Genomic DNA, 11,592 nt, shown 5'->3' with positions numbered 1-11,592 from the left:
TTCATTAATTTTTGTTCACCTATAATCCCATATTGGACCTAAAAGTAAAATATAAATAAAATTAAGAGAAGAACTTTCTAAGTTCTTCTCTTAAAAATAAAGTTTCGGGCTTCTCCCGCAGGCCTTCCAAAGTCTTTACCGTTAATCACTAAATTAGTCACAGGAGGGTTCCCTATTCTTATATTAATATCTTTTTCTGCTCTCCAGGTTTTCGTTTCTCCTGTATTTAAAGTTCCTTCAAAGTCGACAATATCGTCTTTCATAACAGAAATCCAGCATCTGCCGTCTATAACATTCATAGTTACTTCAACAAAATCATCATCAATAACATATACTGTCTGCTGCTTTGAGTCTTCAACTACCTCAATTATTACTCCTGCATCCTTTGTATCTTTAGTATTCACCACATTATTTAAGTCTTCTATGCTATGTGTAGTATCTTCAACATCTGATTTATTAGTTTCATCTTCAGGTAAGCTTTGAGACATAGGTGGTTTTGTTTCATGCAGAGAATGCTTTGGCTTAAATGCTTTTATAAACGTCACTGCTAATATCAAAAATATTATTAATAAGACGGCAATGCTAACGATTTTATGCTTCGGCTTACCGGATAGATCGTCTACCTTTGCCGAATATTGTGTTAATGAAACAGCCGAGTCTGTTTCTTCCTCTTCCTTTTCTTTACCGGTTACCTTTTTATAGATTTCGATAACTGCACCGGAATCAAGCCCAATGGTATCAGCGTAATTTTTTAGAAAACCTTTAATATAAACATCGCCACCTGGTATTACGGAAAAATCACCATTTTCAATGGCCGTTAAGTATTTTGTTCTTATTTTTGTTTCTTTTTGTATTTGTTCTATAGATATATTTGCTTGTTCTCTAGTGCTTTTTAAATATGTACCAAGTTCTGTTGGAGTTTTGATATCATTAATGTCACAGCTCAGTTTTTCCGCCCCCTCCTATTCTGCTCTTTTTCAATTTAAGGTAAGATGACACTTTGATTTAATATATTTGGCATTTCCTTGAAAATTTATTGACTATTAACATATTGATCAAAATATTCTTTGGTAATTAAGATCTCTCTAGGTTTAGTACCTTCATATCCGCCTATAAATCCACGTTCCTCCATTTCATCGATAAGTCTTGCTGCGCGTGCATATCCTATTCTTAACCTCCGTTGCAACATAGAAATAGAAGCCTGACCGTTATCCAACACCAATGACACAGCCTCTTGGAATAACTCATCAGATTCTTCATGTCTTTTATTATCAGCCTCTATTTCATTAAAATCGGAAAGATTTTTTTCGTATTTAGGTTCTCTTTGTTTCTTGCTAAAATCTACCAGATTTTCAACTTCTTCTTCTGATATATAGGCCCCTTGAATTCTAGTGGGCTTAGATGCCCCAACTGGAAAGAAAAGCATATCTCCTTTACCAAGTAGTTTTTCAGCACCGGATATATCTAGTATGGTTCTAGAATCTATTTGCGAAGAAACAGCAAAGGAAATTCTAGAAGGAATATTTGCCTTAATTAGACCTGTTATTATGTCTACAGATGGTCTCTGAGTGGCCACCACCAAATGTATACCAGCAGCTCTTGCCATCTGAGCAAGCCGGCATATACTATCTTCGACTTCTCTTGGAGAAACCATCATTAAATCAGCTAATTCATCAATTATTACCAATATTTTAGGCATTGGCTTTTCATTGTTTAATTCATTATACCTTGCTATTTCTCGGACACCTTCTTTTGCAAAGGCTTGATACCTTCTTTCCATTTCTGTTACCATCCAATTTAGAGCTGCAGCAGCTTTTTTAGCATCGGTGACTACAGGAGTCAACAAATGTGGAATACCATCATATACTGCCAATTCGACAACTTTTGGATCTATCATCATAAACTTTACCTCATTGGGGTATGCTTTGTATAAAATGCTGGATATAATTGAATTTATACAAACACTTTTGCCTGATCCGGTTGCTCCAGCAATTAGAAGATGAGGCATGTCCGACAAATCTGTAACCATAGGATTTCCGCCTATATCCTTACCTAACGCTATAGTCAATTTAGATATAGATGTACGAAATTCTGTCGATTCTAATACGTCTCGTAAATATACAGGAGATTTAGCTTTGTTTGGAACTTCTATACCAATCGCTGCTTTCCCTGGAATAGGAGCTTCTATCCTAACATCAGAGGCAGCTAAGCTTAAAGCTATATCATCAGCTAAGTTAACAATTCGGCTGACTTTTGTGCCTGGAGACGGCTGCACTTCAAATCTCGTAATAGTTGGACCACAATTAACCTGTATCACTTTAGCTTGTAAGCCAAAACTTTCTAATGTGTTTTCGAGAATTTGTGCATTACTTAATAATTCTTTTTCACTGAAACCACCTTGTTTGATAGTATTTTTACGCAGCAGAGATACAGGAGGTAGTTTATATTTTTTTTCTTCGTCATTGTTGCCATTTATAATAATTGGTTCTTCCTTAACTTCTCTACCTTTTTCCAACTTTTCAGTTTGCTTTTCTTCCTGGTTTTTTAAAATTACATCTTCTTCTATTCTCCTATTATCGTTTTCGCAAACAGAAGATTCATCTATCATATTAGTTACAACTTTTATATTCTTGTTTTGAGATGGTGGGTTTATTGGGATGCTTTTATTTTTAATAGATGGCTTTATTTTTTGTATTAAATCCGTTAGCGGCTTTCCTGTAATCATGATAGTGCCTATAATTATAAAAGTAATCATCAATATTGTAGATCCGGTAATGCCAAAAATACTTATTAGGAATGACAAACCTATTTCGCCTAAAATTCCTCCTCCAACTCCTTCTACACCTATATCAGCACTTGCTCTCAATCGATTTATGAAATTCATTTCGAGCAAGGTTGCATGAGGTTTTAAATGGAGCAACAAAACCATTACTATAAAAATAATAAGGAGTCCAACTGTTCGGAAGGATATATTCGGTTTTTTCTTATAATACAAGCAGTACACGCCTGTAAGAATTACTAGTATTGGGATTAATAAGGCAGCTTGACCGGCAAACCCCTTGAAGTTTTTACTTATAAAGTTTCCTACTGCACCAACGGCATTGGTATATATTGAAAAAATCCCAAGCACTCCAAATGAAATTAAAAGAAGCCCATTAATTTCCCACTGAATATCGCTTTTTATATTTTTAGTATTTTGTGTTGATTTTGCCATTTCATTACACCTCAGTAATTTTATTATTCTCCATATCTTTAAAAAATCCTTTCTTGTTATACAAAAAAAAGACCATAAGGTCTATTGAAGCGAAAATGTTATTATTTTCCCCGGAAAGAAGTTTGGATTTAAAAAATCCTGAGGATTGCTACTGAGAAGCCTTACTATTTTGCCTTGATTTATGCCTATACATTCTACTATCAATTTTACTCCATTAGTATCAATCTCTTTATATTCACGCTTTTTATATATTCCATCAAGAACGATTTCTAAAGGCATTGTTGTATATAACAGCAATAAAATCACCTCATCAAATCATTTAATTGTTAACTAGTTTAGTCATTTCTTCTAATTTTTTTATGGCAGCGCCAATTCCTCCGACCTCATCAATTAATCCATATTTCACAGCATCTGAACCTACCAATACGGTTCCTATGTCTCGAGCGAGTTTACCTGTGCTGAACATCAACTCTCTAAAAGATTCTTCATCAATTTTAGAATGTTCCACAATAAATTTAATGACGCGGTCCTGCATTTTATCCAAATATTCATATGTTTGGGGGACACCTATCACAAGTCCTGTAAGCCGTATCGGGTGAATGGTCATAGTAGCAGTTTCGGCTATGAAAGAGTAATCACTGGCAACCGCTATAGGTACACCAATGCTATGCCCTCCGCCTAAAACTAAAGATACTGTGGGTTTTGTCATACCTACAATCATTTCTGCAATAGCAAGACCCGCCTCAACATCGCCACCTACAGTGTTTAGTATGACTAATAATCCTTTAATTTTTGGATTTTGTTCTATAGCTACCAATTGCGGAATAATGTGCTCATATTTAGTAGTTTTATTCTGTGGTGGTAGCACTATATGTCCTTCAATTTGTCCTACTATAGTAATTGAATAGAAGTTGCTTTCCATCTTTGGTATTTCAAGCTGGCCCAATTGCTGTAGTGTTTCAGTTGCAGTATCTGCAGATGGCTGCACGTTTTGATTTTTAGCAGGAATCTTATTACAGGAAAAAACATCATACCGTAACATTAAATCATCCTTCCCAAATGTTTATCTTATTCTTTGAATCTTTTACAATAAATATACAAAAGAAGTATGACAAAGGATTTGTCATACTTCCATAATAATGGGTAATATCATAGGTCTTCTGCGAGTCTGTTCAAACAAGAGCTTGCCTAAATGTTCCCTTACTTGAGACTTTATTGTAGACCATTCACTAATATTTTCTTCCTGACATTTTCTCAAAGCTTGTTTAACTTTTTCGCGAGCTTGTTCCATAAGCTCTTCAGATTCTCTTACATATACAAAACCTCTTGATATTATATCCGGTCCTGAAACAACTTCGCCTGTTTCCTTGTCTATAGCCACCACGACAATCAAAATACCATCTTGTGAAAGTTGTTTGCGATCCCTTAATACTATATTTCCTACATCACCTACACCTAAACCATCAACAAGAACCTTACCGGCAGTAACCCTCCCTGCCATTCTGCATGAATCCTTAGTAAATTCTAAAATTCTACCGTTCTCAACGATGAAAATATTTTCTGAAGGAATACCAACTTCCATAGCTAAATGTGAATGATGGACAAGATGTCTATATTCTCCGTGAACAGGTATAAAAAATTTGGGTCTTACAAGGTTCAGCATTAGTTTTAATTCCTCTTGGCTTGCGTGACCTGAAACATGAACACCGGATATTGCTTCATATATAACATTTGCACCCTTTTTAAATAAATGGTCTATCGTCCTGGCTATAAATTTTTCATTTCCCGGAATGGGACTTGCAGAAATAAGCACTGTATCCTCAGGCATTATCTCAACTTTTTTATGCTCAGACATTGCCATTCGAGTTAATGCAGACATAGGTTCGCCCTGGCTTCCTGTGGTTATTATTACGACTTTTTCTTTTGGTAAACGGTTTAGTTCGTCTAAATCCATCAATAAAGATTTAGGTATGGTAAGATAACCTAAGTCCAGAGCAATATTCACCACATTTACCATGCTTCTGCCTACCACTGCTACTTTCCTATCATTCTTATATGCGGCATCAAAAATTTGCTGAATTCGATGTATATTTGATGCAAAAGTCGCTACGATAATTCGACCGGTAACTGTTTTAAATATATCTTCAATAGTATGACCTACTACTTTCTCTGACATAGTATATCCTTCGCGCTCTGCATTAGTGCTATCAGATAAAAGTGCAAGTACACCCTTTGAACCTAACTCTGCAAATTTATGAAGATCTGCTTTTTCGCCATTCACAGGAGTTTGGTCTAATTTAAAATCTCCTGTATGACAAATTATACCAACAGGTGTATGAATTGCAAATCCAACTGCATCTGGGATACTATGATTTACCCTGATAAAATCCACAGCAAAACTTCCTATATTGATAGTAGTTGGTGGCTTTACAACGTTCATTGATATATTTTTTTTATTAAGCCTTGTCTCTTTTAACTTGCCTTCAACCAACCCTAAAGTCAGTTTCGTTCCATATAGTGGAGCATTTATCTGTTGAAGCACATAAGGAAGTGCTCCAATATGGTCTTCATGGCCATGTGTTATTAGAATGCCCTTTATATACTCTTTGTTTTCAATAAGATACGTTATATCTGGAATTACTATGTCTATTCCAAGCATTTCCTCTTCAGGGAACATCAAACCCGAATCGATTAGCAAAATCTCCTTACCATACTGAATAACTGTCATATTTTTACCTATCTCACTCATGCCGCCTAAGGGAATGATAAGTAATTTGCCTTGTTCATTTTTTGACAATAACAAAACACCTCCAACAACTTAAGTATAATTTTTGCTTTTTCGTAAATCATCATATTTTTTATGATTGTAGTCTTCCACATCAATAATAACAATATCCGGCCCTATTTTCTTTATCGAATCCCATACTACTTCCGTATAGCTCCGATCTCCCAAGGTAAAATTAAAGAACCATGAATTTTTTTTAGGTATTAGCAAATAAATTATCTTACCAGAAACTTCATCTAAAACCAAATCTGAATTCCCAATTATTCCAAGTCTTGCGCCACTGTAAAGATTGATTATTTCCTTTCCGCTCAATTCACTTAGTTTCATTTTTTTACCTCCCAACTATATGTTTATGACCTGAGAAGTAAAAAAATGCAAAATTACTATATACCAGTGTGACCTAACCCACCGTTTCCTCTTTCCGTTTCACACAGATTACGGCTTTGGCAGATTTCAGCTTCTACTACTTTGGCAATTACGAGCTGAGCTATTCTGTCACCTCTCTTTATTGAAAATTTTTGTTTGCCGTGGTTAATCAAAATAACTTTTACTTCTCCTCTATAGTCACAGTCAATAGTTCCAGGACTATTGAGCACTGTAATACCGTAATTTGCAGCCAAACCGCTCCTGGGTCGGATTTGAGCTTCAAATCCAGGCGGAAGTTCAATTTTTATTCCGCAAGGGATAACTTTAAATTCTCCTGCCTCCAAATATATAATTTCGGAAACATTAGCTGCCAAATCCATTCCTGCAGCTCCGGAAGTCATATACTGAGGCAAAGAAATATCTTCTGCTCCTTCTACTTTACATACTGTTATCTTTATTTTGCTACACAATTGATGTTTCGCTCCTTTGTTCGGTTCCATGTGATAAATTTACTTCATTTTCATCTAAAACGGCTCTATCTACTAAAAAAATATTATCCGCTTTATGATAAACCCTAGCAATACTATGTGATAAGTTTATTCGTCTGGCATTGAGTTCTACAACATCACCGATAAATACTTCATCTTTTATATCTGTGACATCGACTATACAACTTTGCATACTTATTTTGCCTAATATATTACATTGAATACCATTCACCTTTACGGTTCTATTGGCAGTTATTATCCCAAAACTTGCTAAAATCTGTTTGATAAGATTTTTAAGATTATCCCAAATCCCATTTGGCTGAGAGATAAAGAGCTCAAGACCGTCATAATAGCCAAAAGGTACTATAGCCACTGTAGTAGGCCTGCGAGTTTTAAATCTATTACCATAGCCGACATAATGTCCTTTAGGCAAGGTTTTTAAAAATATTATTTTGGAATATATTTTTGAGGGATTGCTGATTTTTAGATTTTTTGAGGGGCATAACCCATATACCAAATTCCCTACTCTAACCATATCCAAATGCATCTCGGCATAATTTAACATTGCAGTACTATTACATACATGCTTTAAAGGTATTTTATAGCCTTGATGCTCTAACTCTTTTATAATTGATAAAAATATGTTAAATTGTTTACGGGTAATATTTTCGTTTGTTGCCAAGGAAAAGTGCGTATAAATTCCCTCAATATGAACGTTCTTGAAGTTAGCTGTTATTATACGAACCATTTCAACAGCATGTTCAGGTAATACGCCAAATCTTCCTAACCCTGTATCAATCTTCACATGTACAAAAGCTTTTTTATTCATTTTTGCGGCTGCATCATTAAGAGCTTGTACAGTATCAAAAGAACAAACAGTAACTGTCAAGTCGTAATTCAACGCATCTTCTGCTTGTTCAGGCAGTATAGTGTTAAAAACAAGCACTGGTTCCTTTATCCCGCTTTTTCGCAAAAAAATACCTTCCTCTAAAGAAGATACACCTAAATAATCGGCTCCACTCTCTACGGCACAGGCAGCAACAGGATATATCCCGTGCCCATAAGCATTAGCCTTAACTACTACCAATAATCGAGTTGTGCCGATATAATTTTTTATAGTTTTAATGTTCTCTGATATTGCATTCAAATCTACATATAGCCAAGAAGTCGGATTCGCCATGATTATTACCCTTCTATTGTTTTATCAAGTAAAGTATACATGAAATAAGTATACATGAAATATAGTTTGATTTCAACTTTTATTCTTATCACACTATAGTTATTCTTCCGACAACAATTCGCCAACAGTGGTTATTTTAAATCCTTGTTTATGTAGATTTTCAATAATTGTTGGCATTGCTTTAACAGTATCTTCGGTAGGATGCATTAGTACAATTTTGCCATTACCCGCATTATCCAGAACCTTATTAATTATATAATCTACTCCTGGTTTTTTCCAATCGATAGTATCAATGGTCCACATTATCATGTGATAGTTCATCGCATTAGCTGCTTTCTCGGTTAACTCTGAAAACTCTCCATAAGGAGGTGCAAAAAGTGTTGTCTTTTCACCTGTTATTTCTTGAATGATTGATTCGGCTTTCTTTATTTCATTCAGATTTTCTTCGTAGGAGAGCTGTGCATGATGAGCATGACTATATCCATGATTCCCAATTTCATGTCCTTTGTTATGAATAAGTCTTAATAAATCAGGATAATTTTCAGCCCACCTGCCTTCTATGAAAAATGTTGCTTTTATATCTTTGTCACTAAAAACTTCTAGTAATGGTGGTATATATTCATTACCCCATGCAATATTACATGTAAAGGCTATTATCTTTTTATCTTTTCTCCCTTCATATATAGGTTCATACTTCCCTAGGGTTTGGATATCTGAAGATGGTATTTTTAATAAAGCCCATGTTACTGCAAGAATAAAGAAAGAAATAAGGCTAAGAGTTTTTCTAGGTAATTTAAATGTATAAAACTTCATAAAATATCCTTCCTCTCTACTTTTATGTTTCTACATAAATAGTATTTTGAAAAAGATATTTTATGACATAAAAAACATAAACCGATATTATTCGGTTTATGCTTCGATGCTTTTTTTAGTTTGTGTTTCACTAAGAGCATCTTTATGCGATAAGTTGATCCTGCCTTGTTTATCAATATCAGTTACTTTAACTAGGATTTCATCACCAACTTTTACTACATCTTCTACCCGCTTTACTCTTTCTTTGGATAGCTTCGAAATGTGAATTAAACCTTCCTTCCCTGGCAATATCTCCGCAAAAGCTCCAAAATTAGTTATACGCATTATTTTACCCATATATGTTCGACCTACTTCAACATCCTGCGTAATCTTGTCGATTATTTCCATCGCTTTAATTCCTGCTGACTCTTCAGGTGCAGCTATATAAACCTTACCATCGTCTTCAATATCAATTTTTGTATTTGTTTCTGCAATTATCTTGTTTATAGTTTTTCCTCCTGGCCCTATAATGTCTCGGATTTTATCTGGGTCTACAGTAATCGTAAAGATTCTTGGAGCATAGGGAGATAATTCTTTTCTAGGTTCGGGAATTACCGATAACATCTTGTCCATAATGAATAAACGGCCTTCCTTTGCTTGCCGCAAGGCACTTTTTAGTATCTCTTCATCAATTCCCTTTATTTTAATATCCATCTGAATTGCAGTAATACCCTTTTTTGTTCCTGCAACTTTAAAATCCATGTCGCCTAAAAAATCTTCCATACCCTGTATATCGGTCAAAATTGTAACTTTATCCTCTTGCTTAATTAATCCCATAGCTACGCCTGAAACAGGCGCTTTTATAGGTACACCGGCATCCATCAGTGCGAGTGTTGAACCGCATACGCTTGCCATCGAGCTGGAACCGTTGGAGCTTAGAACTTCTGAAACTAATCTTATGGTATATGGAAAATCTTCTTCCGAGGGGATCATTGGTTCAAGGGCTCTTTCAGCCAAAGCACCATGACCTATTTCTCTTCGCCCCGGTCCTCTAAGAACTTTTGTTTCACCTGTGCTATAAGGTGGAAAATTATAATGGTGCATATATCTTTTTGACTCTTCAATACCTAGGCCATCCAAAATCTGAACATCACCCAAAGCTCCAAGAGTTGCTACTGTAAGAACCTGTGTTTGTCCGCGCGTAAACAAGCCTGAACCATGGGTTCGCGGTAAAATCCCTACTTCACAAGAAATTGGCCTTATTTGATTGGGTGTTCTGCCGTCAGGTCTAATGCCTTCATATGAAATCATCTTTCTTACTTCTTCTTTTAGGATATCATATAATACATCAGTTATTTGTTTTTCCATATCTGGGTAAATGTCTTGAAAATGTAGCAAAGTATCTTCGTTTATCTTATCAATATAAGCTTCTCGCTCTTGCTTATCATAAATTCTAACAGCTTTTAATATATCTTCAGTTGCAAATTCTCGAACCGATTTTTCTAACTCATCATCAATTTCTTCCGCAGTTATTTCCATTTTATTTTTACCGATTTCATTAATTATTTCTTCTTGAAAAGCTATAATTTTTTTAATTTCTTCATGACCATATAGGATGGCATTTAACATTTCATCTTCAGATACTTCATCGGCACCTGCTTCAACCATAAGTACTGCTTCTTTAGTGCCGGCTACTACAAGCCTAAGTCGACTTTTTTCAGCTTCAGATACTGTAGGGTTTATTACATATTTGCCATCAATTAAGCCTACTGATACTGCTCCAACAGGACCTTCAAATGGTATATCTGAGATACACAATGCACATGATGCCCCATTAATAGCAACGATGTCAGGAGTATTGTCTTGGTCTACTGATAAAACGGTAGCAATTACCTGTACATCATTCCTGAAATCTTTAGGAAATAAAGGTCTCAATGGCCTATCAATCAAGCGTGCTGAAAGGATGGCCTTCTCGCTGGGTTTCCCCTCTCTTTTAATAAAACCTCCGGGAATCTTACCTACGGCATATAATTTTTCTTCATAATCGATAGTGAGTGGTAAAAAGTCTACACCTTCTCGGGGCTTTTTAGAAGCTGTAGCCGTCACTAACAACACAGTATCTTCATATCTAATCATAACTGAACCATTAGCTTGTTGAGCCACTTTGCCTGTTTCTATGATTAATTTACGACCACCTATTTCTGTTTTAAATTCTGGCAAGAAATAATCCTCCTTTATTTGATTTTTTTAACTTTTTAACAATGATTTTATTCTACACTAAAATTAGTATTTCCTTCTTTTTAAATAAAAAGGCAATTTAAATTTAAATTTCATTTAAGTTTTAACAAAAATAAAATTTAAGCGGGGAAACCCCGCTTTATTTCCTTAACTCTAATTTTTCAATAAGATTTTTATAACGTTCCAGGTCATTTTCCTTTAAATAATTAAGTAAAGCACGTCTCTTACCAACCATTTTAAGCAAGCCTCTGCGAGAATGATGATCTTTTTTGTGCTGCTTTAAATGTTCGGTTAATTGGTTTATTCTGTGTGTTAACATGGCAATTTGAACTTCTGGAGAACCAGTATCGGTTTCGTGAATTTTATATTCATTTATTATTGCCTGTTTAGTTTCCTTGACCAATGCCATATTGCATTCACCTCCTTATTCTATAAAATCCCCGATTGCCCAGTAAATCGTTGGAGCTCTCAATTAACCGAGCAAGGGTTCATATATCGCAAATAGATTTTATCATAACACACAAGAAAA

At 35.1% G+C, this 11,592-nt stretch carries 11 protein-coding genes and 1 pseudogene; all 12 read right to left on the bottom strand.

The genetic code is table 11. The annotated features are described in order from the left end of the window. Positions 1-77: 77 nt before the first annotated feature. The gene (locus BUC45_RS04255) at positions 78-545 is read right to left on the bottom strand and encodes a DUF4115 domain-containing protein (protein WP_296970590.1); all 468 of its coding nucleotides are present in this window, start codon (positions 543-545) and stop codon (positions 78-80) included. Between the two features lie 183 nt (positions 546-728). Further along, positions 729-926, bottom strand: a pseudogene (locus BUC45_RS04250) (helix-turn-helix transcriptional regulator); the annotation flags it as partial. Positions 927-1,033: 107 nt separating this feature from the next. Further along, complete coding sequence (locus BUC45_RS04245) at positions 1,034-3,214, bottom strand: DNA translocase FtsK (RefSeq protein WP_296970588.1); 2,181 nt, start codon at positions 3,212-3,214, stop codon at positions 1,034-1,036. Positions 3,215-3,295: 81 nt separating this feature from the next. Next, a complete protein-coding gene (locus BUC45_RS04240; protein ID WP_296970586.1) occupies positions 3,296-3,520 on the bottom strand; it encodes a YlzJ-like family protein in 225 nt (74 codons plus the stop codon). Positions 3,521-3,533: 13 nt separating this feature from the next. After that, on the bottom strand, positions 3,534-4,256 hold the full coding sequence (locus tag BUC45_RS04235; protein WP_296970584.1) for an ATP-dependent Clp protease proteolytic subunit: 723 nt from the start codon (positions 4,254-4,256) through the stop codon (positions 3,534-3,536). Between the two features lie 81 nt (positions 4,257-4,337). After that, positions 4,338-6,011, bottom strand: a complete 1,674-nt coding sequence (locus BUC45_RS04230) for a ribonuclease J (protein ID WP_296970582.1) — start codon at positions 6,009-6,011, stop codon at positions 4,338-4,340. A gap of 21 nt (positions 6,012-6,032) precedes the next feature. After that, positions 6,033-6,326 carry a YlmC/YmxH family sporulation protein gene (locus tag BUC45_RS04225; protein ID WP_296970580.1) on the bottom strand — a complete coding sequence of 98 codons (294 nt, stop codon included), beginning with the start codon at positions 6,324-6,326 and terminating at the stop codon, positions 6,033-6,035. 56 nt (positions 6,327-6,382) lie between these two features. After that, the gene (gene dut / locus BUC45_RS04220; protein WP_296970578.1) at positions 6,383-6,865 is read right to left on the bottom strand and encodes a dUTP diphosphatase; all 483 of its coding nucleotides are present in this window, start codon (positions 6,863-6,865) and stop codon (positions 6,383-6,385) included. Then, entirely contained in the window at positions 6,828-8,033 is a 1,206-nt protein-coding gene (alr, locus tag BUC45_RS04215) for an alanine racemase (RefSeq protein ID WP_296970576.1), read from the bottom strand. Before alr ends, dut begins: the two co-directional genes overlap by 38 nt. A gap of 99 nt (positions 8,034-8,132) precedes the next feature. Next, positions 8,133-8,846: a polysaccharide deacetylase family protein gene (locus BUC45_RS04210; protein WP_296970574.1), complete on the bottom strand. Its 714-nt coding sequence runs from the start codon at positions 8,844-8,846 to the stop codon at positions 8,133-8,135. A 96-nt stretch (positions 8,847-8,942) separates the two neighbouring features. Beyond that, positions 8,943-11,045: a polyribonucleotide nucleotidyltransferase gene (locus BUC45_RS04205; RefSeq protein ID WP_296970573.1), complete on the bottom strand. Its 2,103-nt coding sequence runs from the start codon at positions 11,043-11,045 to the stop codon at positions 8,943-8,945. 157 nt (positions 11,046-11,202) lie between these two features. Then, the gene (rpsO, locus tag BUC45_RS04200; RefSeq protein WP_013778344.1) at positions 11,203-11,472 is read right to left on the bottom strand and encodes a 30S ribosomal protein S15; all 270 of its coding nucleotides are present in this window, start codon (positions 11,470-11,472) and stop codon (positions 11,203-11,205) included. Positions 11,473-11,592 lie beyond the last annotated feature (120 nt).

The sequence above is a fragment of the Tepidanaerobacter sp. EBM-38 genome (assembly GCA_001896545.1).
Classification (GTDB): Bacteria; Bacillota; Thermosediminibacteria; order Thermosediminibacterales; family Tepidanaerobacteraceae; genus Tepidanaerobacter.
The sequence above is the reverse complement of the archived record's forward strand: the minus strand, read 5'-3'. Positions and strand labels throughout refer to the sequence as shown.